The organism is Sphingopyxis sp. GW821-FHT10B01, assembly GCF_059415685.1.
The window spans coordinates 28,376-53,817 of sequence record NZ_JBWKNS010000001.1 but is presented as its reverse complement, the minus strand read 5'-3'; the positions used below and the strand labels follow the sequence as shown (position 1 = coordinate 53,817).

16 protein-coding genes are annotated in these 25,442 nt (G+C 64.1%); 8 read left to right on the top strand and 8 right to left on the bottom strand.

All coding sequences use genetic code 11. From position 1 onward, the window contains the following. Nucleotides 1–53: 53 nt before the first annotated feature. On the top strand, nt 54–2,312 hold the full coding sequence (locus tag AC07NV_RS00190; protein WP_495164326.1) for a TonB-dependent receptor: 2,259 nt from the start codon (nt 54–56) through the stop codon (nt 2,310–2,312). A gap of 247 nt (nt 2,313–2,559) precedes the next feature. Here AC07NV_RS00190 and AC07NV_RS00185 read toward each other — a convergent pair whose 3' ends face one another. Genes AC07NV_RS00185 through AC07NV_RS00170 form a run of 4 tightly spaced genes read right to left on the bottom strand, consistent with a single transcriptional unit; the run spans nt 2,560 to nt 5,842 of the window. Beyond that, nucleotides 2,560–3,591: a Gfo/Idh/MocA family protein gene (locus AC07NV_RS00185; RefSeq protein WP_495164325.1), complete on the bottom strand. Its 1,032-nt coding sequence runs from the start codon at nt 3,589–3,591 to the stop codon at nt 2,560–2,562. 51 nt (nt 3,592–3,642) lie between these two features. Then, entirely contained in the window at nt 3,643–4,482 is an 840-nt protein-coding gene (locus tag AC07NV_RS00180; protein ID WP_495164324.1) for an intradiol ring-cleavage dioxygenase, read from the bottom strand. Next, entirely contained in the window at nt 4,479–5,561 is a 1,083-nt protein-coding gene (locus tag AC07NV_RS00175; RefSeq protein ID WP_495164323.1) for a maleylacetate reductase, read from the bottom strand. The genes AC07NV_RS00180 and AC07NV_RS00175 overlap by 4 nt, the downstream gene beginning before the upstream one ends. Further along, complete coding sequence (locus AC07NV_RS00170; RefSeq protein ID WP_495164322.1) at nt 5,558–5,842, bottom strand: YciI family protein; 285 nt, start codon at nt 5,840–5,842, stop codon at nt 5,558–5,560. Before AC07NV_RS00170 ends, AC07NV_RS00175 begins: the two co-directional genes overlap by 4 nt. A 157-nt stretch (nt 5,843–5,999) precedes the next feature. On the opposite strand from AC07NV_RS00170, the gene AC07NV_RS00165 reads away from it, so the two are divergent. After that, nucleotides 6,000–6,893 (top strand): NAD(P)-dependent oxidoreductase, encoded by an 894-nt coding sequence (locus AC07NV_RS00165; RefSeq protein ID WP_495164321.1) that lies wholly within the window; start codon nt 6,000–6,002, stop codon nt 6,891–6,893. Then, nucleotides 6,890–8,521, top strand: coding sequence for an extracellular solute-binding protein (locus AC07NV_RS00160; RefSeq protein WP_495164320.1), 1,632 nt, complete (start codon nt 6,890–6,892; stop codon nt 8,519–8,521). The genes AC07NV_RS00165 and AC07NV_RS00160 overlap by 4 nt, the downstream gene beginning before the upstream one ends. Before the next feature lie 12 nt (nt 8,522–8,533). On the opposite strand, the gene AC07NV_RS00155 is transcribed toward AC07NV_RS00160, so the two are convergent. Further along, the gene (locus AC07NV_RS00155) at nt 8,534–9,265 is read right to left on the bottom strand and encodes a hypothetical protein (protein WP_495164319.1); all 732 of its coding nucleotides are present in this window, start codon (nt 9,263–9,265) and stop codon (nt 8,534–8,536) included. Nucleotides 9,266–9,345: 80 nt separating this feature from the next. Between AC07NV_RS00155 and AC07NV_RS00150 the strand changes: the two genes are divergently transcribed. Continuing rightward, nucleotides 9,346–10,005, top strand: a complete 660-nt coding sequence (locus AC07NV_RS00150; RefSeq protein ID WP_495164318.1) for a TetR/AcrR family transcriptional regulator — start codon at nt 9,346–9,348, stop codon at nt 10,003–10,005. 267 nt (nt 10,006–10,272) lie between these two features. Next, entirely contained in the window at nt 10,273–10,515 is a 243-nt protein-coding gene (locus AC07NV_RS00145; RefSeq protein WP_495164317.1) for a hypothetical protein, read from the top strand. Nucleotides 10,516–10,680: 165 nt separating this feature from the next. Here the strand turns inward: AC07NV_RS00145 and AC07NV_RS00140 are convergent, their stop codons facing one another. Together AC07NV_RS00140 and AC07NV_RS00135 are read right to left on the bottom strand one after the other, a co-directional pair. Then, on the bottom strand, nt 10,681–11,736 hold the full coding sequence (locus tag AC07NV_RS00140) for a dienelactone hydrolase family protein (RefSeq protein ID WP_495164316.1): 1,056 nt from the start codon (nt 11,734–11,736) through the stop codon (nt 10,681–10,683). 86 nt (nt 11,737–11,822) lie between these two features. Beyond that, nucleotides 11,823–12,521, bottom strand: coding sequence for a Crp/Fnr family transcriptional regulator (locus AC07NV_RS00135; RefSeq protein ID WP_495164315.1), 699 nt, complete (start codon nt 12,519–12,521; stop codon nt 11,823–11,825). A 141-nt stretch (nt 12,522–12,662) separates the two neighbouring features. Between AC07NV_RS00135 and AC07NV_RS00130 the strand changes: the two genes are divergently transcribed. The 3 genes from AC07NV_RS00130 to AC07NV_RS00120 all read left to right on the top strand — a co-directional run bounded on the left by AC07NV_RS00130 (nt 12,663) and on the right by AC07NV_RS00120 (nt 17,651). Further along, nucleotides 12,663–15,623, top strand: a complete 2,961-nt coding sequence (locus AC07NV_RS00130) for a TonB-dependent receptor (protein WP_495164314.1) — start codon at nt 12,663–12,665, stop codon at nt 15,621–15,623. A gap of 8 nt (nt 15,624–15,631) precedes the next feature. After that, nucleotides 15,632–16,585 carry an alpha/beta hydrolase fold domain-containing protein gene (locus AC07NV_RS00125; protein WP_495164313.1) on the top strand — a complete coding sequence of 318 codons (954 nt, stop codon included), beginning with the start codon at nt 15,632–15,634 and terminating at the stop codon, nt 16,583–16,585. Nucleotides 16,586–16,667: 82 nt separating this feature from the next. After that, nucleotides 16,668–17,651 carry a hypothetical protein gene (locus AC07NV_RS00120; RefSeq protein ID WP_495164312.1) on the top strand — a complete coding sequence of 328 codons (984 nt, stop codon included), beginning with the start codon at nt 16,668–16,670 and terminating at the stop codon, nt 17,649–17,651. Between the two features lie 158 nt (nt 17,652–17,809). On the opposite strand, the gene AC07NV_RS00115 is transcribed toward AC07NV_RS00120, so the two are convergent. After that, on the bottom strand, nt 17,810–25,180 hold the full coding sequence (locus tag AC07NV_RS00115; RefSeq protein WP_495164311.1) for an autotransporter-associated beta strand repeat-containing protein: 7,371 nt from the start codon (nt 25,178–25,180) through the stop codon (nt 17,810–17,812). Nucleotides 25,181–25,442 lie beyond the last annotated feature (262 nt).

Sequence of the window (25,442 nt, the reverse complement as noted above, 5' to 3'; positions counted from 1 at the left end):
GAACAGGCCGGAATAAGAAGAAAGAGGAGGATATATTGTCTGATTTCAATCGCATGAGAAGCTATCGGGGGGCGTTGTTCGCTTGCTGCGCTTATGGAGCGCTGCTCGGCGCTCCGCCCGCGGCGCACGCACAGGCCGAGGCAGCGGAACCTGCCGCCCAATCGGAAACGCAAATCGAAGACATCGTCGTAACGGCCCGGCGCCGTGCGGAATCGCTCCAGGATGTGCCCGCCACCGTCGTTGCCGTCACCGCGGACCAGCTTGCCGAGACCGGTGCGCAGCGGCTCACCGACATTCAGTCGATGGTTCCCGGGCTGATCTTCAAGAATTTCGGCCCCGGCCTCAGCGTGATCTCGCTGCGCGGCTCGGGCAACCGTCTTGGCGCGGGATCGACTGTCGGCGTGTTCCAGGATGGGGTCAATCTGGGCGGAAGCCAGCTTTCGAAGGGCGCGATTGATCTCGAGCGCGTGGAAGTTGCCAAGGGACCGCAGAGTACTCTCTACGGACGCGCAACCATGGCCGGCGCGATCAACTTCGTGACCAAGAATCCCACCTCCGACTTTGAAGGGTCGGCGGAGATCGGCATTGGCGGCAGCTCGGCCGGCGATGAAATGCTGTGGCATGGCCGCCTGATCCTGTCCGGGCCGCTGGTCAGCGACACGCTGCTCGCCCGCCTCGTCATCTCGCGCGACAAACGCGACGGCTTCCTGCACGACCCGGTCACCGACTGGCGCGGTCTGGGCTATGACCGCACCTTCGTACGCGGCAAGCTGCTCTGGTCGCCAACGCCCGATCTCGATGTCAGCCTGACGGCCGAGTTTACGCGCGACGAACCCACGCTGGGCGCCGCCTACACCTATGCCGATCCGCCCAATACCCAGGTTCCCTTTGCCCCGTCATCGGGAGCCAACGCCTGGGATTATACGGCCAAGCCGCTGTTCTTCGGCAAGGACTTTTGGGACACGCGCTTCACGAGCAAGCCCTATGGCAAGCTTCGCGACAACAGCTATGTCCTCCAGGTTGACTGGCGGACGCCGATCGGAACCCTGACCTCGACGACGGCCCTGTCCAAATATAGCCAGGACGGGCAGAATGATGTGGATATGAGCCAATATCCGGTAGTCGAGTTCCAATATCCCGGCAACGGGAAACGCTTCAATCAGGAACTGCGGCTCGCAGGGGGCGATCGGCTCCGCTATCTCGTCGGCCTCTACTATCTCCGGACCAAGGGCTTCATCGGTCAGAGCATCGTCTTTGGACCGGGGGCGTCAGGCTATATCTCGGGTCTTACCAGGCAATATCAGCCCAGCGACCAGACGCTGCACTCCTATGCCGGCTATTTCGATCTCGACTATGATATCAGCGATCAATTCAGCATCTCGGGCGGTCTTCGCTTCGGTCGCGACAAGATCGAGCAGACCAATCAGGTCGTCTGGACCACGCGAGCCGGTAACGTTGTCAATGTGTTCGGACCGTTCACCCGCGATGTTGCCTTCAACACCTACGAAGGCAATGTTTCGGCGTCCTACAAGATCAATTCCGATGCGCTCGTCTATGTGCGCTATGCCCGCGGTACGCGGCCGGGCGGTCTTAACAACGGCAATTCGGTCGCGATCGCGTCTCTGCCCTATGATCCCGAATATGTCGACGCCTTTGAAATCGGGACCAAGGCCACGCTGTTCGACGGTCACCTTCGCACCAACGCGGCGCTGTTCTACAACAAATATCATGATCTTCAGGTCGGCCGAAACCAGGCGATCGGCAATCCTCCGGCGGTGTTCAACACCACCGCCAATGCCGCGGGCGCGCGCTCCTTCGGGCTCGATCTCGACGGCGAGCTGATCGTAGCCGACGGTCTGAAGCTGACCTTCGGCTACACCTATAATGACGCCAAGATCACCAATTTCGTACTCGCCGGGGCGACATCGGCGCGTGAGGATCTCAGTGGCCTGCCGATCCTCCGCTCCCCAAAAAACTCGGGCAACATCGGGTTGCGGTACGGGCATGAGTTTGGCGATGGCAGCGAACTCAATCTCGGCACCAGCCTCTACTTCAGCAGCCGCTATGCCAATGACTATATCGTGCCTCCGACAGCCGGACTGCCCGTCCAGCTTTTCGAGACGAAGCCCTACCAGACGGTCGGCCTGAACGCGTCCTACAAGTCGGGTCCTTGGGAACTCAGCGGCTATGTGAGCAACCTCTTCAACGAGCAATATCTCGCCTCGGGGTCGGCCAACTATTATAATCAGCTGACCTTCGGAATGCCGGGCGAGCCCCGGGCCTTCGAGGTGACCCTCAAGGTCAATTTCTGATAACTTGGTGATCGGCTACAACAAGGAAGTAGGCCGGGTGGACCCATTCCACCCGGCCTTTTCATTGCGGAGACCCGAAGACGTCGGTCGCGTTTTTTGCGAAGGGCGCTCGATGGTGTCGCGGATCATTCGTTCCGCGTTGCCGATCCGGACTCCAGTGTGAACGGCCCCGCTCTGCCGACTGCGCTGACTTGCCCAATCGGGGTCCAGTGAAGGAACGGACGGAGAGGGAAGGTGGGCCGGTCGACTATGCGCTTCGGTCCGGCACTTTTCCGCCTTGGACGGCGTGAGGCTGGCCGCTGCCGATAGATGTAATGATCGCTTCGAGAAGCGCAATATTGTCGATCATTTCCTGCCCGGTGATCGGATAGGGGGCTTCGCCGAGTATGGCGCGAGCGAAGGCGTCCAGATTGTCGCGCACCGGTTCGGCCTTGCCGACGGTAACCGTCTCGATCGGTTGGCCCGTAACGCCCTTGATGACGACCCACCCGTCCGGCGCTTCGACATGCGCGCGATCGCGCACCTCAACCCAGCCCTTGCTCCCGTAGACCGCGAAACGCGAAACAAACGGCGTCGCGAGTGTTGCGGATATATAGGCGGTGCCCCCACGGGCGAAGCGGACATAGGCGCTCATGGTGTCGCCCGACGGAAGCTCCGAGACCAGATTTTCGCTGGTCGCGCTGACGCTCGCGGCAGGACCCATCAGCCTGACCGCGAGGTCGGTGAGATGAATACCCGTCGCGGTCATACCCCCCGCCGGCGCCTGCTTGGGGTCGAGGCGCCAGTTCGCACTGTCGAGCCCCAGAAATTTGTCATGGCTGAAATTCGCCTCGATCTGCAGCAGACGGCCAAGCTCGCCGTCGGCTGCAGCGCGCAGGATGTCGGCGATCGGCGGCTCGAAGCGGCGCTCATGACCCATGCCGAGGACGAGCCCGGCCGCTTCGCACAGTCCGACCGCCCGCACCGCGCCTTCGCGGGTCAGCGCCAGCGGCTTTTCGCAGAAGATATGCTTGCCCGCCGCCGCGGCCGCTTCGATTTGCGCCGCGTGGAGTTCGTGCGGCGTTGCAAGGATAACGGCGTCGATCGCTTCGTTGGCCAGAACCGCGTCCATCGTCGCATGAAGCGGAATGCCATGCGCCTTCGCGAAGGGTTCGGCACCGGCAAGGTCGGGCTCGACTATGGCGGCAATCCGGAGCGTTCCAGCCTGTTCAAGGAGCAGTTCCGCCATCTTCCGGCCCCACCATCCAAGGCCGACGAGCGCCGCGCTGACTGTCTTCATTTTGCTATCCTTCGACTGAACATGGAGAGGGGCAGCCAGAGGGGCCGCGGGTCACAGGCGAGATAGGACGAGATCCTTCTCGACGCGCCAGGGCACGTCCGCTTCGCCCGCAGGCTCGAACCGGACGATCAGGCTGTCCTTGACGCCGAAGACCGCGTCGGACTCGAGATAGGGATCGCCTGCTGCGAAGATATGCGTCGTGAGGGTTTTGAAGCCGGGCGCCGAAACGATCATGTGGAGGTGGGCAGGGCGCCAGGGATGACGCCCGAGCGCCGCGAGCATTTCGCCCACCGGCCCGTCGTGCGGAATGGGGTAGGGGACGGGTTTGATCCCGAGAAACTCGAAGCCACCATCGATGCCGGTGACGAACAGTCCGCGATTGTTCCATCGGGGCTGCGTGTCGGGTTGCTGGACGTCATAGAAGCCCTCGGCATTGTCGGACCAGATGTCGAGCGTCGCTCCGGCTATCGGATGTCCTGCGAGGTCGAGAACACGGCCTCGGTAGCGGCAGGCTTCGCCGCCGCCATCGAGCGAAATGCTCTCGCCCATTGCTCGTCGCGGCGCCCCCACGACATGAAACGGGCCGAGAACGGTCGTCTCGGTCGCGCCTTCGGGGCGGCGATTGGTGATGGCATCGACGAGCATCGACACGCCGAGCGCGTCGCTGAGCAGGATGAACTCCTGCCGCTCGATCGAGCAGATCTGGCCGGTCCTGGTCAGGAAATCGATCGCGGTCGCCCATTCGCCGGGTGTCAGCTCGACGTCCCTGATGAAGGCGTGGAGGTGCCGCACCGCCGAGGCCATGACCTGGCGTAGCCGGGCGTCGGTCTCCGGTGCGATACGGTTGTTTACCGCGTCGACGGAATTATGCTCGGTAAAGCGGCTGGTCATCGCTCGCTCCGGGTGGATCGGGGGCGGTCGCCTGCCCAGGCCCGCTGGAGCAGGCCGCGGAGCGCCGTGCGCTCGACGGCGCGCGGGTTGGCATAGGGATTGGCGGTCGCGAGTTCGCCGGCCCGGTCGAGGTCATCCTCATCGAGACCGAGCGCGCGAAGCGAGGTCGGGGCGCCCAGCGAGTCCGAGAAGGACCAGAGACCGGCCGCGAAATCCTCGCCGAAAATGGAAACGAGCGGCGCCAGTTCGCGCGCCGCGGCGGCTGCGTTGAACGCCACTGCATGGGGCAATATGACGGCGTGGGTCTCGGCGTGCGGCAGGCCGAAACTGCCCCCCAGCGTATGGCAAAGCTTGTGATGCAGCGACATGCCGACCGCGCCGAGCACGCTTCCGCAAAGCCAACTCCCGTAAAGCGCGTCGGTTCGCGCTGCGAGATCCTGCGGGTTTCGGACAATCGCCGGCAAGGCGCGATGGAGCGCGCGGATGCCCTCCTCGGCCATCGCCGAGGAGACGAAGTTGGCGTCGGCAGCGTAGAGCCCTTCGATCGCATGCGCCATCGCGTTCAGCCCGCTGGTGACGCTCATCGCGACCGGCAGGCTCAGACTGAGTTCGGGGTCGTAGAGCACGAGGCCCGGAAGCAGCCGCGGTTCGCGGATCGTCGTCTTGAGACCATTTTCGGTTTGACCGAGAACCGGCGTTACCTCGGAGCCCGCGTAGGTTGTGGGCAGCGCGATCTGGGGCGCTCCGGTTCGAAGCGCAATCGCTTTGGCAAGGCCGGTGGTGCTGCCGCCGCCGATGGCAAGCACGGCATCCGCCTCCAGCTCTCCATATATCGCCACCGCCCGTTCGGTGATATCGGTGGGCGTGTGCATGACCGCGCCGTCGAAGATCCCCGCGACGCGGTTCCCGAGCATGGCCGCGACCGCTTCGGCGCCATCGCGCTGAACTTCGGTAGAAAGCAGCAGCAGGCGGCGGACGCCGAGCGCGTCTATTTCCGCCGGAAGCCTTGACGCCACCCCCGCGCCGAAGACGATCCGGGCGGGGAGCGTCGTGAAGACGAATGGCGCCTTGATGGTCACCGATTGTCGACCCGCTTGCTGAAGGGGTGAATCTCGATCCGTTCCCAGATGTTCGCGACGTTGAAGGGGTCGGCCGCGTTGAAGGCTTCGACTTCCGCCTTGGATCCGGCCTCGACGAGGAAGCAGGATCCGATCATCGTCTCGCCATCGTCGGCAAGCAGCGGCCCCGAGACGAGCGTCTTCATGGCCGCGCCGGCAAGATAGGTCTTGTGCGCATCATAATGGGCGAGCCGCCGTTCGGGGCCGCCGGGATAATCGAGCGCATGGATGATGAAGAACAAGAGCCTCTCCTGATCGGTTGTCGTCTGTTCGCCAAGATTATCCCGTCGCCATCGGGCGGGCAGCGGACGAGATGTCCAGTTTGGACATTTCACGCCTTCCTTTGAGCGGCCGGGAAGGGTCTCCATCGTTCGCACCAACGATAGGAGGGAAATGAGGATGACGGATCGGCCGCAGCGCGTAGGGTGGATCGGCATCGGCAAGATGGGCGCTCCGATGAGCCTGCGCGTGCTGCGCGGTGGCTATCCAGTGACCGCGCTTGATCCGTCGCCTGCCGAAATCGACACGCTGGTTGCCGAAGGCGGACAACGGGCCACGAGCCTCGCCGAGCTGGTGCGGGCGAGCGACCTGATTTTCCTCACCATTCCCAACGATCATGCACTTGAGCGTGTCGTTTTTGGCGACGACGGCATTCTTGACGCGCTTGATGCGACGAAGCTGGTGATCGAGATGAGCACCATATCTCCCGCATTGTCGGCGAAGGTCGCGGCAGCGCTCGGCTCGGCCGGAGCGGGCTATCTGCGTGCGCCCGTGTCGGGCAGCACGGTCACGGCGATGGATGGAAAGCTGACCGTTCTCGCGTCAGGGAGCGCGGCGGACTATCAGGCCGTGCTGCCTGTCCTGTCCTGCTTCTCGATCCGCCAGTTTCTGGTCGGCGCGTCCGAGGAGGCCCGCTATCTGAAGCTCGTGCTCAACCTGATGCTCGCCGGCACCGCGGCGCTGGTTGCCGAAGGTCTGACCTTCGGCGAGAAGGGCGGGCTTTCGGTCGCAACAATGCTGGATGTCATCGGGGAGAGCGTGGTGGGATCGCCGGTTATCGGCTATAAGCGCAATATGCTTGTCCAGCGCGATTTTACGCCGGCTTTCGCCGTTTCGCAGATGATGAAGGATATCGATCTCGCGCTCGATTCGGCGAAGACCGACCATGTTCCGATGGCGCTCACCGCGCTCATCCGGCAGCAATATGAAGCGGCGCACGCTCAGGGTCATGGCGCGCGCGACTTTTTCATGCTGCTCGAACAATGCGAGCGTGCCGCCGGCCTTACCGTGTGAATGACCATGAACTCCTTCGGCTGATCGACTTTCTCGCCGAAACGCGAGCGCCGTTACCGCGCCTTCTGCCGGTCGCCGACGACAGCCCAATATGGAATGTGACGCTCCAACTCGTGACTCACGAGATACGTGGGCAGCCCATGACCATCTCGTCGCTCGCGCAGGCGTCGGGCGTTCCCCACGCAACCGCGATGCGTCTGATCGCCAAGATGACAGAACAGGGGCATATCGTACGCCGACCTGTCGGCCGAAACGGGAAACGGCACACATTGCATCCGGCCGAGCATCTTTTGGCGGGGTTTCGGGACTATGCCGGCGAGGTCAAATCGCTGTTGGCGCGGGTCATCGGCATGCGCGAAAGCGGCGAGGCCGAGGCCGATTTCTACTTTGGCGGGGCGCCGATAGCGCCAGTCAAGCCGCGACAATCCGCTCCGATCCGCTTTCTCGTCAGCGATGATAATTATTTCCAAGCGTTGCGCGGAGCGTGGTCGGACCTTCGCGTCAATCTCGCTTCGACGCGCGATTTCGATCTCCGGCCGCTTCCCGACCTGCGCGCCGAAATCGTCACGAACGCGGCGCGCGCCGTGTCGAGCTACGACATCGTTGCGCTCAACGCGCCCTGGCTGGCCGAGCTCGCATCGCAGGGGCTGCTTCTCCCGCTTGAGGAGGTTTCCGAGGCGTTCAGAGAAAATCTACGGCAGGTGCATCCGGTCCTGCTCGGCCGCGGATGCTGGGATGGCCGGCGCTATGCGATCCCGATCTATGCCACGTCCTATATCGCCGCCTTGCGCCGGGATTTGCGCGAGGAGCAGGGCGTCCGGACGCCGCGCACGCCCGACGATCTCCTGGCGCTCGCACGCCGGCTGCACCGGCCTGCCGACGATCAATATGGCATCGTCTGGGATGCTGCGCGCGGCATGCCGCTGGCTTCGAGCTTCCTGATTTTTCTCGGTGCTTTCGCTGGTCCTCCCGATGCGGGGCGGGACGAGGCGGAGCAATTGGTGACGCGACTGCGGTCGCCGGCGGCACAGGAGACGCTGTCCTACATGCACCGGCTGCTGGAGGTTTCGCCTCCCGGGCAACTCGAGCGGGCATGGGATGCCAATCTCGATCTCTTCAATTCGGGGCGCGCCGCCATTGCCTATGGCTGGTCGATGCGGGCTGTCCGCATGGAGCATGACGTCCAGTCGGTCGTGAAAAGGCGTGTCGAATATCATGCGCCGCCCGTCGCTCGCGGCAGGCCGGTGGGTCCGCTCGGCGGCTTCTATCTGGCGGTTCCGGCCAATATACCCGAGGCAAGGCAAACCAAGGCGATCGCCCTCCTCGAGCGTCTTGCGGAAGATGTCGGCATCACGTCGGGATCGCAGAGCGGCTATCCGCTTGCACCGCGGTTTCTGGCGGCCGCCGAACCCGGCACCCGGGCAGGGTCGCCTATCCTCCGGCTGGTCGAGAAGCTTGCGCACGACCATGCGCTGGTCGGATGGCATCGACCCCAGCTTCCCGGTTATACTTATTTTGAACGCGTAGTCGGCGATGCCGTGTTTGCGGCGCTGAGCGGCGGTGCGAGCGACCTTGATGCGCTGGACGTCATATCGAAATCACTCGAATCGGCGATGCGCGCGCCTTAGTTTTCAGCGTTGCTATTCCTGTGTCTCAGCGACTGCGGCGCGGATCCAGTTGGAGAATTCGCAGGCGAGATGCCAGCGGTGGCCGCTGATGACCGACGGCAGGATGAGCGAAGGGAATTCCACCGTCAGCTTCGCGCGAAAGCCCCCGCCTTCATTCCGGAACTGGTGCCGCACGCCGCCGATCGCCGCGCCGTTCGGGGCTCGCGCGACGCCGGCCACCTGGACGGGGTAGGCGGGGTCCGGTTTCGACCGGAGGCTTGAGAGATCGGCATAGTCGACGAAGAAACGGGCGGGCAGGGGAGCGCCGCCATTGGTCTCGATGACCTCTTGACGACCGGAAGCGTCGGTCGCGATCAGATAGTGCTCCGGCAGCGCCGAGATCATCATATCTTCGCGGTTAAGTCGGGCCGCTTCCTCGAACCATTGCACAAAGGTCTCGGCCGTTCCGGTGGGCGAGAGTATCTCGATGACGCTGTAACGGCGACGGCCGCGCGACAGCCACGCAACGAAGCGTGCCAGCGCGTCGGACACGGCGAGTTCGCGGGCGAGAAGCTTGCGGATTCCGGAATGGCCGAATTCTTGTTTGCGTGCGACCAATTGCTCGCGAAGCCCGGCGATATCCTGGCTGGCAGGACCACCGCCGAGCTTGCGAAGTGCTTTCAACGCGCTCCGATGCTCCCATACCGTCACGCGCTCCTGCGAGACAGGCTTCCCTTCGATGAAGATTTCCAGATCGATCCCCATTTTCCTGTCGCTCCTGCCGCCTTTATGCTATATAGCAACTATAGTTGCTTTAATGATCGAAGGCAAGAGCTATGGCGCGAGTGAGTGAGCAGGAAACGAAATCAACGGCTTTCGACACAAGCGTGCCGCGTGCGCGACCGGGCGGCCGTGCGGCGGCGGTTGTCGCGGCGATCAGGAAAGCGACGTTCGAACTGCTGGCCGAGCGTGGCTATGATGCGATCGAGATACCGGACATTGCATTACGCGCCGGGGTAAACCGCACGACTGTCTACCGGCGCTGGCCGACGAAAACTGAGCTGTTGCTCGACATGATGCTCGGCGAGATGCAGACGAAAGTGCCGACGCCCGATACGGGATCACTGCAAGGGGATCTGGCTGAGCTTCTCACGAGCATCGCCCGGGTTTTGGGGGATCCCGTCATGCGCAGCGTGTTTCACATATTGACGACAGGCCCCCGTAACGATGGTCCGGTTGCAAAGGCGCGGGCGACTTTCTGGGCCGAGAGATTTGCGGTAAGCGGCGTGATCATTTCACGCGCGATAGCGCGCGGCGAAGTGCCCGAGGGCGTTTCGGCCCGCGCGATCCTCGAGCTCGCCGCTGCTTCACTCTTCTACCGCACGCTGATCTTGGAGGAGCAGGTGGATGATCAAGCGACGGCAGACCTCGCGGCGTGGGTGGTACGTCAGGATTTGCTGAGCTTTCCAACACTGGCCATCGCGAATTCCAATCCGGGTCGCTAGGGGCTGCTTTTGCGGGGGCACACCCAAAAGCCGACAGACGGCAATCGGCCAAATCGGCTCGGGCTGTACAGAAATAATTGTTTAGCTTCCATCAATCGAGCCGGAAAATTTCCGGGCGTGGGCGATAACAAATGGTCTTGTCAGCCTGCCTCGGTGAAACGCGTCGACGCGATGCACACCTGCTATGCGCGCGTTACGACTTGCAACCGTGGCGGTTGCCGATCATCATCCCGAAGGGCGGCACCGCCGGATTGAAGGGGAACCGACATGAAGCGTTCTGCAATAGTTGCTATTGGCCTTGCCACGATATTTGTCGCAACCGGATGCATGGAAAACATGCCGGGACCGGACCGCCCGCGCCCTGAGAGGCCGAAGGTCTGCACGCAGGAGTATGCGCCGGTCTGTGCGGTGAAAGGACGCCAGCGCAAAACTTTCAGCAATGCCTGTATGGCACGTGCCGAACGCTATACGGTCATAAGCGCAGAGCCCTGTAAAATCAGCACCCAATAGATCGGAGCCGGGGCACCGCTGCCGCGGATGCCGTCGCTATGCAAAACCGATCGCTGGAGTGCGCGGGCAGGTCATCGTGCGCGTTCCACGAAGCGGCCGGATTCGATTGTCTGTCCGCTTCCGGGCGGCTCGGCGCTTCCAACCAGCCTTGTCGCGGCGGAAAATTCAACGCAGCGCCCTCGTCAGGAAGTCGCTCATCTCACTTACGAAGATCTCGGCGTCGCCGGGTCGGCTGCCGATGGTCACACCCTTGCGCACGAAGCCGCCCGACACCGCATAGTCGGTGAAATCCCTAGGTGTCAGCGCCGAGTTCGCCTCGCCGGTGCGCAAGTCGTAATAGACGCCCCCGTCGTCCATATAGACGGTCGGAAAGATGGTGGAGGTCACGGCCTCGGCGATCCGGATCGGCGGCACGTCGGCGCGGTCGAATGCGTGCGCGGCGCCGGCGACGATCTTCATCGCGGCGTTCTGGCGCGCCACGATCATTGCATGGACGGCGTCCTGGCACTGCTGGACCGAGACCCAGTCGTCGCGGTCGCCCTGGAGGACGAGCAATGATGCGCCGGTCGCGAGCCGCGCGCTGCGGAACTGGGTACCGCACCATGGATAGCCCGCTACGGCCGCGCGCAGTCCTTTGCCCTTGCCGAGAATTGCGTCGGAGAAAGGGCCGGCGACCGCCATCATCACTGCGGTGCCGCCGCGGCTGCCGCCGAGCGCCCCGATCCGCGCCGGGTCGATGTTGCTGCGGGTGCGCAGATATTTGGTCGCGGCGAGAACGTCGTAAGCACTCGCGGCCCATGTCAGCCGCCCCTGATCGGCGATCGTGTCCGCGATGCCGCGCCCTTTGAACGGGTCGATCAGGAGGACGGTCAATCCCTTGGAAACCAGCTCTGAAGCCTCGGCCAGATGATGCGTCCCGAGGTTGCCGCTGCCGGGCACCATGATGACGGCGGCGGTCTGGCGTCTCGCGCCGGCGGGGCGGAACAGCTGGGCGTTGAGACGTACCGCCGGGCCAACCTCGCCGCGCAGCGCCGGCGCCCAGTCGGTGGGCGACCGGCTTTCGAAGGCCACGATCTCGCCGCGAGCGCCGTTGGACAGCGTGACGGGCCGGGCCGCAAAATCAGCGCTGCTCACGGCGGGCAGGGGCGCTGCCGGGTTTGCCGCCGCTGATGTCACGGAAAGCGCCGACAGGGTCATCGCGAAAATGGCGGCTCGGATCATGGCATGGGCTCCCTCTCGATATAGTTGATCACAGGGCGCTAGCAGCGAAGCCGTACGGCATATGTCATCGGGGGAACAATTGCCGTTCAGCCATCGCGGGCGAAGCGGTCGAGCTCGACCGGGTTGACCACCGTTATCCGGCCATACCCCAACTCGATCAGGCCTCTGGCGGCGAAATCGCGCAGGATCTCGTTAATCCGCGGACGGGTGGCGACGACCGACATTGCCAGTTCCTCCTGGCTGATGTTGCGGAGCGGTGCGACGGGCCCGACCGGATATTCATAGGGCGACCGGCCGAGATCTCCGAGCCGCGCCGCGACGCGCTGCGCCAGCGGCAGGCCGACATCGTCGACGATATAGCGCCCGAGTTTGCGGCGGATCGCGAGATCGGGCGCGATCAGCAGCCGGAAGGTCGGGACATCGCGCTCGAAGATTCGCGTCACGTCGGCGGGACGAAGCGAAAGGACCTGCGTCCGCTCGCGTGCGATTCCGGAATAGGCATGCGGCAGCGCGTCGATGCAGCTTAGGAAACCGGTCCAGTCGCCCGGCCGGATGATGCCCAGCGTGACCGCATTGCCGTCGGGCGACAGCCCGATGACATGAAGAATGCCGGTAATGACGGCGTGCAGCCCGCTCGGTTCATCCTCTTCCTCGTAAAGATATTTGCCGGGCGCGACGGTCCGGACCGTCCCCGCGGCCAGGACGTCGGCGCGAACATCGGGGGGGAGCGCCCTGAACCACGCCCCGGTGCCCAGCACCGCTTCCAGTTCCGCACGCACGTTCATCCCCAAATGTCTCCCCGAGAACAGTTATCCGGCGGGCACCGTGCAACAGTCGCGACGGGATGCGGGCTCAACCAGGGCCGCAGCATGAAAGATCAACGAAGCCGGCGCAAGCAAGCCGTCGGCACATGGGAGGGAAAACCAATGCGTCAATTCGGCCGGCTCGCCTTCATTCTGGCGACAGGAGCATCGTCGTTCGCCATCTGTCATGCGGCGGAGGCCCGGCAAGCAGAGCAATCCGCCCCGGCCGCAGCGGAGGATGGCGCCACCGGCGGCGACATCGTCGTCACCGCGCAGCGCAAATCCGAAAGCATCCAGAACGTCCCGATCGCGATTACCGCCTTTGATTCGGAAGCAATGGAACGGCAGCAGATCCGCTCAACCTCGGACCTGCAACTCTCGATCCCGAGTGTCACCTTCACCAAGAGCAATTTCGCCAGCTCGAACTTCACGATCCGCGGAATCGGCGATGCGGCGATCGCGACCAGCGGCGATACCTCGATCGGGATCGCGGTCAACGAAATGCCGCTGGTGACGACGCGCCTGTTCGAAACCGATTATTTCGACCTCGAACGCGTCGAGGTGCTTCGCGGTCCGCAAGGTACGCTGTTCGGTCGCAACGCGACGGGCGGCGTGATCAACTTCGTCACCGCCAAGCCGAACCTGTCGGGGATCGTGGCGTCGGCGACACTCCAATATGGCAATTACGACACGCGCCGCGCGGAGGCCATGGTCAACCTGCCGCTCACCGACACGCTCGGCGTTCGCGTCGCTGGTACATACCTGAAGCGCGACGGCTATACGAAGAATCTCTACACCGGAAACCGGATCGACGGGCGCGACCAGTTCGCGGTGCGGGGTTCGCTGCGCTGGCAGCCCACCTCCGATACGACGCTCGATTTCATGGGCTATTATTTCAAGGAAGATTCGAACCGCTCGCGCATCCAGAAACAGCTCTGTCATCGTGATCCCACCGGCGTGCTCGGCTGTTTGCCCGACCGGCTTGCCAACGAGACCGTCAACAACAATGCAACGCTCGGCACGACGCTGTCGTCGAGCGAATTTTTCCGGATCGTCAGCGGCAGCCCCGCCGTCGCATCGGTCGGCCTCGGCAGCGTATACGGCGCCGACAGCTTCGCGGGTGTCGTCAATCCGGCGGACATGCGCACGGTCAATATCGATTTCGAACCAACCTACCGTGCCAGCGAGCTGCAACTGATGGGCAAGCTCGCGCACAATTTCGGACCGGTGTCGCTCAATCTGACGGGCGGCTATACCCGCAATTCGGTGAGCTCGCGCACCGACTATAATCTTGCGGTCCAGAATGCGCCCGCGACGGGCCCCGGATCGGGCATCTTCGCGCTGCGCAATTTCCCGACCCCGCTCTTCGCCAAGGCGGTGTCGCATCTGTTCCAGGGCAATAATCTCTGCGTGTCGGAGGTCGATCGCAGCTATACCGGCTATATCAACGGCAATATCAACAGCTGCTCGCCGCAGGGTGCCGAATATGACAATTCGCGCGCGAAGAACCGCCAATATTCGGTCGAGGCGCACCTCGATTCCGATTTTGACGGCCCGTTCAATTTCCTCGTCGGTGGCATCTATGTCGATAACAAGGCCGACGTCGATTATTTCGTCGCCTCGTCGGGGCTCGACTATGGCACCGCCGTCGTCGGCGCGATCCAAACCGGCGGGCAGGGGGCGACCGCGTCACCGTTCGCTAACATCGAAACCAATCTCTACCGACTGAAATCCTATGGCCTGTTCGGTGAAGGATATTTCGATATCTCCGACAGGCTGAAGCTGACCGGCGGACTGCGCTATTCGCACGACCAGAAGTTCGTCCGCGACCGCGCGATGCTGTTCAATTTCACCATTCCTTATGACACCGTCGACGCTTTCGGGGCGCCGAATGCCGCGAACTATGACGCCGACGCGGCCATCGTCGGCAAGCAGCAGTTCCGCGAGACTCAGGCGACCTTCGGCAAGGCGACCGGCCGCGTCGTGCTCGACTGGACTCCCGATACCAGCTTCAGCGACAAGACGCTCGTCTATGCGTCCTTCTCGCGCGGCTATAAATCGGGCGGCATCAACCCCGCCTTCGACCCCAGCGTCGTGACCGCCCCCGCGCTGTACCGGCCAGAGATGCTGAACGCGCTCGAGATCGGCACCAAAAACACCTTCCTCGGCGGCCAGCTGCGGGCCAATCTCTCGGCCTTCTATTACGACTACAAGGGGCTCCAGATCAGCCGCCTGATTGCGCGGTCGGTGTTCAACGACAATGTCGATGCGAAGGTTTATGGCGTCGAGGGCGAGTTCGTGCTGGCGCCGACGTCGGCGCTGCAATTCAATGTCACCGCCAGCTATCTGCACAGCAAGGTCGGCAAGCTGCAACTGATCGACCCGCGCGACCCGAGCGGTGGACGGCCCGATTCGGTGATTATCAAGGATCTGGCGGGCGGCGCGAACTGCGTCGTGGCGCCGACCGCTGCGGGCAATGGCGCGCTTGCGAACGCCTTCGTCACCGCGGTGAATTCGGGACTAGGCCTGCGCGCGCCGGTCGCCGTCCCCGGCACGGGGACCACCGGCGCTTTCTCGATGTGCGCGGCGCTCGCGGCGGCGGCGGCGAGCCCGTCGACCGCGCTCAGTGCCCTGCTGGGCGTGGGGCCGGGACCGCTGCCGATCCAGTTGGACCCCAATGTTGCGGGCGCGAAGCTGATCGACGGCGTGCCGGTCGATCTGACCGGAAACCAGCTGCCCAACTCGCCCAAGTACAAGGTCGCGCTTGGCGCCCAATATACCGCGGATTTGGGCAAGGGCGGCATGAATGCTGTGTTCCGCGTCGATTATGCGCTGACCGGCGACGCCTATTCGCGCGTATTCAACCGGGCGATCGACCGCGTGCCGAGCTACGATGTCCTGAATGCCCAGGTGCAGCTCAACGGCCCCGACGATCGCTGGTTCGCGCGCGCGTTCGTCCAGAACCTGCTCGGCAATGACGCGATGACGGGACAGTTCGTCTCCGACGCTTCATCGGGGCTGTTCACGAACATCTTCACGCTCGAACCGCGCCGCTTCGGCCTCGCGCTGGGCGTCCGGTACTGAGGATCGTCATGCCCAAGCCTCCCGAAACCGTGTCGGCGCCTTGGCGGGCCTATTTTGCCGCAGCGCCCGACCCCGCGCTGACGCCAGCCACCCCTGCGCCGGGCGATCTTGCAGGCTGGGCGCGAACCCGGGCGGCGGTCGATGCGCCGATGCTGATCGCGACGGCCGAGGCGCTGAAAGGCTTCGGTGGGCATGTTATCGACCGGGTGCTCGGCGACGTGCCGGTGATCGAGATGCACCCGGCGACAAAGACGCCGGCGCGCGGCGCGATCGTCTATGTCCACGGCGGCGCCTACACATTGTTCAGCGCGCGGGCGCGGCTGACTTCGGCGCTGCCCATCGTTGAGCGGACTGGCATGCAGGTGATCGCGGTCGACTATACGCTGGCGCCCGCGGCGCGCTGGCCGGTCGCGATTGATGAAGTCGTTTCGGTGATCGAGGGTCTCTATCGTGAAACGCGCGGCCCGGTTGCCATCTATGGCGATTCCGCGGGCGGGGCGTTGGCGGTTGCGGCGGCCCTGCGGATGCGCGATCGCGGGCTGAAGCCGCCCGCGGCGCTCGTGCTTTGGTCGCCATGGTCGGATATCGCTGACGTGGGGGACAGCTATGCGACGCTGGCGGACGCCGACACCAGCTATCGCTACGACCTGCATCTCGCCAATGCGGCGCTCGCCTACGCCGACCGCGAGCGGCATCGCGATCCGCTCGTCTCGCCGGTCTACGCCGATTTTGCGCCGGGATTCCCGCCGACACTGATTCAGGGCGGCACACGTGAAATATTCCTCAGCAATTTCGTGCGTCTTTATCGCGCCTTGGTAGACGCGGGGCAGGAAGCGGTCCTCGATCTCTACGAAGGCATGCCGCACGCCTTCCAAGCGCATCCCGCACAACGCGGCAGCCCCGAAAGCCGCACCGCTCTCGACATGACCGCAAAGTTTCTGACCGACCATCTTCGGTCATGAAAGCCGGGCACTCGCAGGGGCGCGGGGCCGGCCTCCGCGCCCCTGTCTTTTTCGGACAGAGGCCGGCAGCAAGGAAATACAGATGACGACCGACCAAACCGCAGGCCCGTCCGCGGCCTTTCCCGACACGATTGTGAATGAAGACAGCGAAGGCTTCGCCGGCCCGTGGCGCGCGCCGCGCCAGATGCTCGCCGACCAGTCCTATGACCATCATACGTCGATCCACGATGATGAAACCGCGCAGAAGCTCGGCTTTAAGGGCGGCACCATCGAAGGACCGACGCATTTTAGCCAGTTCGCCCCGCTCGCGGTCGCCGCATGGGGCGAGCGCTGGCTCGAGGCGGGGTGCATCTCGGCACATTATCGCGCGCCCGTCTATGAAGGCGAAGAGGTGCGGGCGCACATGGCGCGCGTCGAGCCGGGGCAGGCGATTGCCGAAATCCGGATGGAGAAAGCCGACGGCGTCGAGGTGCTGCGCGGGTCCTGCTCGATCGGCCCGGATCATCCTGCAAGCGCTCTCGATATCCGCCTCGCTTCGCTGTCGGCGCTGGAGCAGCCGGTCATCCTCGAAGGCGTCGAAATCGGGACGCGGACGCCGCGCCGCAAGGTTGCGATGGGACTCGACCAGCATATGGGGCATCTCTATCCGTTCACGCTTCGGCAGAAACTCGATGTGATCACAGAGCCATCGCCCTTTTACGATGCGAAATCGTCACCAGCTGGCCGCGCTATCATCCCGGTCGAGATGATCAGCGTCCTGCTCAATCACGCATGGGAAAGTAGCGGCACTTTTTATCGCCGCGGTCCGGTCGTTGGCCTGTTTGCCGATCAGGAAATCCGGTTGCACGAGGGCCCGTTGTTCGTCGGCGAAGCGTATGAGATCGAGAGCGAGGTCGTCGCGATCAGCGGCAGCCGCCGCACCGAAAGCCTGTGGATCAGGACGCGCGTCTACCGTCCTGGCGAATACCAGTTGCTTGCAACGATGCTGCTCAATCAGGCGATCATGAAGGACAGCTATGCCGAATATGAGGCGGAGCGAGCGCGCCTATACGGTGCCAGACGTTAGTATCAGCACGAGCTAAGGGGTATGCGCAAACCTAACGATAAAGGTAATAACCAACGTCAACTATCCGGCATTTGAATTTGGAAGCCGACTATCTCCAGTCGGCCATCTTGAGCCGAAGAGAAACCGAGCAGAAATTGGTCGCTGGACTCCCGACATCCTCAAAAATTCCAGGAGAAGGTGGCCCGGCCATAGTGGGACTCGGCATGTCTCGCGACGTCGCCGCTGTACGCGATGCCGAATTTCACCTGCTCCGACAAGGCGATGTCCATTCCAATGTCGGCCGCAAAAGCATCGCGCGCGATCGGGGTTCCGGCAATGGCGAACGGGGGCGAACCGCCGAAGCGGTTGATAGTCGCCGGCATACGGTCGCCAAAGGCGTGGCGCCAGCCCGCCGACAATTGCAGGCCCGCATTCAGCGAGCCGAGCGAAAAGCCCTGATCCAGACGCGCGCCGAGCGTCGAGACGCTGGCCGACATCTTTGCACGCGCGACTTCGAGCGCCGCCGCGCCGCCGTGTTCGCCGAGCCGCTCGCTGTCGACCCATATCCGCGCGATCTGCGCAAAAGGTTCGATCCGCGTCGCCCCGATATCGAGCCGATAGCCGATCTCGGCAAAGGCCTGCGCGGTCGAAGCATCATAGTCCGCCGTGACCGTATCGGCGAAATTGGCGAATGCGATGCGGCGGGTGACGTCGGCCTGGTGCCAGCTGAACGCATAGCCGGCACGAAGGCTGAGCGCGCCGAGGTCGGCGCCCGTATAGACCCCGAGATGATAGCTGTCGATGTCGGCATCGGACGCGGCGTCGCGGACGCTGGCGTCGCCCTGCTGATAGCCGCCAAAGGCGCCAAGCTGTACCGTCTCGTCGGCAATCGCATCGACCCCGAGGAGGAAGCCGGCCGAATCCTGTTTCAACCGGCGTGCGTTGCCATCGCCGTCGAGATGTCCTCTGGATCCCAGTCCCTGCATCCAGAAGCGCAGGCCCGGTTCGGCATCGGCGGCGGCACCGGCATGGCGCATCCGGTCGAGCGCGGCGCCGCGCACAAAACGGCTTTCCTGAACGAACGCCGACTGCAGCGACGCGTAGATTTCCCCGGAGAGCAGGTCGAAGGCGCCACGGGCACTGGCTGCATCGAGAGTGAGGACGGTATCGAAGACCGCGTTCCCGAAGCCAAGCGCCTGTACCCCCGTTGCGGCACCGCGCTGATTCAGCGTGGTTGCCACGTCGGTAAAGTCGATGTCGTTGCGTTCGAGCGTGAGGGTGACCGCATTCGCGCTGTAACCCAGTTTCGGGTCGAGAAAGGCGAAGCGCGACGATATGTCGGCGAAGGTCCCCTGGACACCGCCTGCAGCGGTCAGGATCGCATAGGTCGCCTGGGGGCGATAATTGCCATTGAGGCCGATGTGCACCACCGACCCGCCGTTCAGGATCGCGCGGCCCGTGGCGGCGATCAGATCGGTCGCAGTGCCGGTCGGGTCGACCTCCACCTCATAGATCGAGCCTGCTGCGAATGTGATGTCGCCGTTGACGTTCAGCGTGCCGATTGAATTGCCCGGCGCGATTGTCGCACCGTTTGCCAAGGTGACAGTACCGACCGTCCCGGTGCCAGAGAGGCGCGCACCTGCAGCAACAGCAAGGCTCGATTGGGCGAGCGATCCGCTGACTGACAGTTCACCGCCTAGAAGGCGCGTCTGCCCCGCAAAGCTTGAGTTTCCGGTTAGCGTCAGGCGGCCGGCGCCGGTCTTCTCGAACAGCCCGGTGCCACTGATCTGGCCGGCGTAGCTGCCGGCTGCAGCCTGCGCGAATTCGATCGTACCGTCGGCGCGAATAGTGTTGACGCCGAATGCGACCGTGTCGCCGCGCAGCCGCCCGTTCGACACGACAAAGCCGCCGGTCAGATTGTTGGCGCCAGACAATATGGTCGTCCCCGTGCCCGCCTGAACAAGGCTACCCGTTCCTGACAGCGCGTTGGTCAGCGCATAGCTGTCGCTGCGATCGACGATCAGCGTGCCGTTGACTTCGATCGGGCCGCTGATCGAGCCCGAGGTGCCGCCATTGCCGAGACGCAGCGCGCCAGCCGAAATCAGCGTTCCGCCGCTGTGGCTGTTTGCGCCCGTCAAGGTCAGCGTCCCGGTGCCTGCCTTCACGAGACGCCCACTGCCAGTTACCGCTCCCGCGAAGAGCGAGGAGGACGCGTCGCCGACGGTGAGTGCCGACCCGGCGTTGCTGCCGAGCTGGACCGTTCCTGCGCCACTGAGCGCGCTGATGGTCGTGCTGAAGCCGACAAGGTCGAGCGTCGCCCCAGCCGCCTGATCGAAACGGGTGATGCCGCCCGTGGCTCCGGTCAGGGTGATCGTGCCTGCGAGGTTGCTGATATTGCCCTCAACGCGGTTCTGCAGCGATGCAGCACCGCTGTTGACAAGGCCGCCCGCAAGAATCCCGGTACTGGAAAGGGTGCCGGTGTTGCGCAACGCGCCCGACACCGTGCCGGCATTGTGGAAAGTCGCGTTGTTTTCGACATCGCCTGCGAAACTGCCGGTCGAGGCCAGCACCAGCGTGCCCGCACCGATCGTCGTGATGCCAGCATAGCTGTGCGCACCGGTCAGCGTTAGCGTTCCGCTGCCCACTTTCGCGAGGCCCCCGGCGCCGGCGATGGTGCCGGCGTAGAGCGTCGAGGACGCGTCGCCGACCGTCAGTACCGATCCGGCGTTGTTGCCGAGCTGGACGGTTCCTGCACCGTTCAACGCGCCGATCGCGGTGCTGAAGCCGGCGAGGCCGAAAGTCGCGCCTGCCAGCTGATCGACGCGCGCTATGCCGCTCGTCGTCCCGGTCAAAGTGATCGTTCCGGCTAGGTTGCTGACATTGCCATCGACGCGGTTCTGCAGAGAAGCGGTTCCGCTGTTTACAAGCCCGCCGGCAAGAATGCCGGTGCTGGTGAGCGTCGCATTGTTGGTGACGCGCCCCGCCACGGTCCCGGCGTTGTTAAAGATCGCGCTGTTCTCGACATTGCCCGTCAGGCTTCCTGTCGGCGCCAGCGCGAGCGTGCCCGCGCTGATCGTTGTGACGCCCGCATAGCTGTTCGCACCGCTCAGCGTCAGCGTGCCAGCGCCGGTCTTGGTCAGGCCGCCCGCACCGGCGATCGGGACCCCGATCGTCGCGCCGAGGCCATTGTCGACATCGACCACCGAGAACCCGCCCGTCGTTGCGAGTCCGCCGCTTCCTGCCAGCGCATAACCATCGGTCACGAAACGCAGTTCCTGGAAGCTTTGCGTGCCGTCGATCGTCACGGAGCCGCCGGTGGCGCCGCCGAAGACGCCGACCTGGCTTTGCCACCGGTCGTTGACCGCATAGCCGGTCGGGGTCGTCCAATTGGTCCCTCCCGCGCTCCAGATGCCCGCACCTCCGTTACCATTTGCAGCCGCGCCGGAGCCGGTCATGTCGGCGCCATCCCAATATTGGACGATCTGCCCCGCGCCATCACCGAGCAGCAGGTTCACCTGTCCGTCGATATTGGTGAGAAGGGTCGGGGTGAAGCCGCCGGCGATCGATCCGATCTGCAGGCCGTTGTCGGTCAGCGTCCCGCCATAGTTGAACAGACGGTAGTAGCCGGGGCCATAAGCGGGCGTTGCAGCAATGGTATTGAGCGTGCCGTCGAGGATCAGATTGCCGCCGACGTTGACCAGGTCGTTGTCAGGTCCGCCGACCGTGCCGGCTTCACCCAGTTCGAAATTGAGGATCGTCCCTGCACCGAGTGTCAGATTGCCGGCGATCGTCAGGGTGCCGGGACTGTTTCCGGGAGCGAGCGTGCCGCTTTGCGCATCGACATTGCCGAAGAAGGTGCCGTTGCCGCCGAGCGTACCTGCGGCACCAACCACGAGCTGCGCACTGTTGCCCGTCACGTCACCGAAATCGCCGTCGATCGCGAGGCGCCCGGAATCGACGAACGCGGTACCGGTGAAGGTCTGCCCGGCGATATTGTTGCCCGTCAGGACCGTCGTACCGATACCCGACTGGCGCAGCGTGCCGTTGCCGGTGATGCGGTTTGCGGCGGTGAGGGTATCGGATCGGTCGAAGACGAGCTGACCATTGTCGAGGCTAAGCTGACCCGTCCCGAGCGACCCTGTCGTGCCACCATTGCCGATCTGCAGCGTCGAATTGCCGTTGAAGGTCGTCGCGCCCGAATAGCTGTTGGTGCCCGTCAGGATTAGACGGCCGCCGCCGCGCACCAAAAGCGATGTCGCGCCGACCCCGTCGTTGATCGATCCCGCGAATGTGCTTGTCGCCGTCTGCTGGGCCTGGAATTGCGCCAGCCCGGCGAGTCCATTGGTGATCGTCCCGCCGCCGGTCAGGTTGACGCCCGCGCCCGTTGATCCGTTGATGTCATATGTCGCACCTGACGCGATGCTCATCCCGCCGTTGGCGTTGAGGAAGCAAAGCGCGAGCGACGAGTTTTGCCGCAGGGTTCCGCCGTCGATAGCGACCGACCCGGCGTTGGGAACAAAGCCCAGACTCGTGAAATTGGCGTTGACCGTGCCGGTCTGCGTCGCCGATCCGAACCGCAGCGATGTTCCCGCGGCCGTTGCCATTTGCAGCGCGCCGGCGAGCGTCAGCGTCTGGCCGGCAGCAGCGCCGACCGTTGCAACCGCCCCGCCACTGATCCCCAGATTATTGACAGTGGCGGAGACGCCCGCCGTCGTGCCGAGCGTCCCCGTTCCGGCGAACTGCACCAGGCCCGTGCCGAGCGCGCCGTTGGCGCCGATCTCGACGGTACCGGACTCGATGATCGTTCCGCCGCCATAATTATTACCGGCATTGGTGAGCCGCAGCGTGCCAGAACCGCTCTGCGTCACCGTTCCGCTGCCGCTGATCAGATTGCCGAACGCAAGAGTATCGGAACGGTCGATGACCAGCGCCGCATTGTTCACGATATTGCCCATGCCCAGCGAGCCCGTCGCACCGCCATTGCCGATCTGGAGCGTGCCCGCGCTGATCGTCGTCGTGCCGGAATAGCTGTTCGTGCCGCTCAGCGTCAAAGTGCCCGTGCCAATCTTGGTAAGGCCGCCGGCCCCGAGCTGCTCGACGCTAATTCCCGAAAATATCGTCGAGCCATTGTCGCCGCCGGTCGTCAGGATTGCGCCGGATTGCAGAATGAGGCTTCCGGTGCCCGACAACGACCCGATCGTCTCCGACGCTGAGACCCGCAGGGTGCCGGAACCGTTCACGACGACGGTGCTGCCATCACCTATCGCGCTGCCGCTGTCGAGTTGGAGGGTGCCGGCGTTGACCGTGGTCGGGCCGGTATAGCTGTTGGCGCCGTACATCACTGCGATTCCGGTGCCATCCTTGGTCAGCGACGAAATGCCGTTGATCGTGGCAGAGAAATACACACCGCCTGCGCCGCCGACCGTCAGGCCGTTCCCGCCGCCGTTGACAGCATTGGTGATAATGAAACCACCGTCCCCATTGATCCGCGAGTCCGAGCCGAGCGTGATGACACCGGAATAACCGCTGGTGCCCGTGCCACCACGCAACGCACCTCCATCGGCCTGGCCTGTGCCGTTGATCGTCAGCGCCTCATTGGCGACCGTGTGGCCGCCCTGGACTTGCAAAGATGCTCCGCTCTGCACGACAGTACCGCCAGCGATTGTTCCCAGCGCCAATGCATTGGCGGCGACAAGCGTGCCGGCTTGAACGATGGTCGCGCCGGTGTAACTGTTCGCGCCGGTCAGTGTCATGGTACCGGTGCCGGTCTTGGTGAAGGCGCCGCCCGGGTTGCCTTCCAGAAGTGCGCCCGAGAAGGTGGTTGAACTGTTGTTGCCCCCGGCCGTGAGCGTGGTTCCGGAGAACATCTGGACGTTGCCGCTACCGGCAAGCGAGCCGATCGTCTCCGAATTGGCGAGTTGAATAAAGGCGGGCGAATTGACCGTAACGGCTGCATTATCGGCCACCGCCGCCCCGCCGATGAACTGCAATATTCCCGCGTTAATCGTGATCAGAGCGTTGACGTTGGTGTTTGTCAGGGCGAGCACGCCGGCGCCATCCTTCGTCAGCGACGCGATACCATTGATCGCCCCGTTCGCCGAAGTGCGGCCGGAGCCCCCGAAGGTGAGGGCGAAATTATTGCCGGTGAGGGGGCCGTTCAGCACCAGTTCGTCGACGCCGGGGCTGGTCGTGGGGCCGTCGCCGTTGATGCGCGTGTCCGACTGCAATGCGATCGCGCCGTCGATGAAATTATAGCCGGATACGCTGCGCAGCGCGCCACCATTGGCAACGCCGATCCCGTTGAGTGTCAGCGCGTCGCTGAGTATGATGCTGCCCTGTACCTCAAGCGCGGCGCCGCTTTCGACGACTGTACCAGCCGCCGCTGACCCCAGCGCGCCGCTGCTGCGGACGTTGAGCGTGCCGGAATGGACTGTTGTCAGGCCGGAAAAACTGTTCGCTCCGGTCAGCGTGAGTGTACCCGCGCCGCTCTTGCTGATCGATCCCGCACCCGAGATCATGTTGCCCAGAGTGACGTTGGTCGGCTGCGCAAAATCGATATTGCCGCCGTTATCGACTGCGATCTCGCCGACAACGCCCCATCCGGTCCCCAGCGTCAGTTGGCTCGATCCGCCCAGCCGCAGCGCCGTGGCGCGCGTGACGCCATCGCCTGCCAGTCCGCCGGACACCACGGCGTTGAGGGCCAGATTGACATTGCTGCCGACGATCCCGGTGCCACCGCCACCATTGTTTCCGGTGGCACAGCAGCCGCTGGCGACAAATGCTCCGGCCGCGCCGCCATTTCCGCCCGAGACCGCGCCGTTGATCGTCGCCGTCGCGCCGCCTGCGAAGGCCAGGCCGTGCCCGCCATCGCCGCCGCTGCCGCCATAGAAATAGCCGTTGCCGCCGCGGCCGCCATTGCCGCCGGTGATCGCATTGTTGAAGACAAGGGGACCGCCGGTATCGACGACGATACCGTAACCGCCTGCGCCGCCGCCGCCGCCGTCGCCGTCGGCCGAATCTCCGCCGGTACCGCCCATGCCGCCGATAACGGCGCCGCCGGGCGTGCTGGCGGAGACGAGGACCGCACCATGCGCGCCGCCGCCGCCGCCGCTTGCCCGGCTACCGATTCCACCGCCGACGCCGTTCCCCCCCGACGCGCCCGGAGTGGCGCCGCCCGCGCCGCCGAGGCCGCCATTTGATGCGTCGCCGCCCTTGCCCCCGATCGCGCCGGCCCCGCCGCCGCCAGCGCCTTCGTAGGTTTCACTGGTGCCGGAACCCGCGCCCCCCGTCCCGGTCAGGCTGCTGGCTCCGCCCACGGGCAAGGAGGCGGGGTTATTGCCTTGCCCGCCATTGCCGCCCCTGGTGTTTTGCGCCAATGTCGGCACCGCGAGCAGGGCCGTCGCCACCAGGCCACTCACTGCGGCGATGCGAACGGTGCTTTGCAGGGCGGTAGTGTAAAGCAAGCGTGCCGGGCTGCGGGGCGGCGTAACCGGCGATCCCATGGAATGGCCCTTTGCCAGAATCGATCGTGCCTGCAGAACGCCGCTCATAAATCCCCCCCTGTTAGCCGCCCACGTACCGGCCGCGACGGCGAAACCGTCGGTCGCTAAAGGTGCGATTCGCACGACGGCGGCGAAAGCTAGCGTCTGCGCGAAGCGAAGGCCAGCCGCTAAGGCTTTGAAAAGGACAGGTCAGGAGCAGGGCGGAGTCAGACTGCTGCTCCGCCGGTTTTTGATCGATGGGCTCATACAGAAGCGATCTGCGGAGCTCTACAAGTTCATCGGATATTGTCGCGCCTATTGGCAGTGTAGA

Coding starts and splice junctions, on each gene's coding strand:
- AC07NV_RS00190 (WP_495164326.1), top strand. CDS start 54: ATGAGAAGCTATCGGGGGGCGTTGTTCGCTTGCTGCGCTTATGGAGCG.
- AC07NV_RS00185 (WP_495164325.1), bottom strand. CDS start 3,591: ATGAAGACAGTCAGCGCGGCGCTCGTCGGCCTTGGATGGTGGGGCCGG.
- AC07NV_RS00180 (WP_495164324.1), bottom strand. CDS start 4,482: ATGACCAGCCGCTTTACCGAGCATAATTCCGTCGACGCGGTAAACAAC.
- AC07NV_RS00165 (WP_495164321.1), top strand. CDS start 6,000: ATGACGGATCGGCCGCAGCGCGTAGGGTGGATCGGCATCGGCAAGATG.
- AC07NV_RS00155 (WP_495164319.1), bottom strand. CDS start 9,265: ATGGGGATCGATCTGGAAATCTTCATCGAAGGGAAGCCTGTCTCGCAG.
- AC07NV_RS00145 (WP_495164317.1), top strand. CDS start 10,273: ATGAAGCGTTCTGCAATAGTTGCTATTGGCCTTGCCACGATATTTGTC.
- AC07NV_RS00140 (WP_495164316.1), bottom strand. CDS start 11,736: ATGATCCGAGCCGCCATTTTCGCGATGACCCTGTCGGCGCTTTCCGTG.
- AC07NV_RS00135 (WP_495164315.1), bottom strand. CDS start 12,521: ATGAACGTGCGTGCGGAACTGGAAGCGGTGCTGGGCACCGGGGCGTGG.
- AC07NV_RS00130 (WP_495164314.1), top strand. CDS start 12,663: ATGCGTCAATTCGGCCGGCTCGCCTTCATTCTGGCGACAGGAGCATCG.
- AC07NV_RS00125 (WP_495164313.1), top strand. CDS start 15,632: ATGCCCAAGCCTCCCGAAACCGTGTCGGCGCCTTGGCGGGCCTATTTT.
- AC07NV_RS00120 (WP_495164312.1), top strand. CDS start 16,668: ATGACGACCGACCAAACCGCAGGCCCGTCCGCGGCCTTTCCCGACACG.
- AC07NV_RS00115 (WP_495164311.1), bottom strand. CDS start 25,180: ATGAGCGGCGTTCTGCAGGCACGATCGATTCTGGCAAAGGGCCATTCC.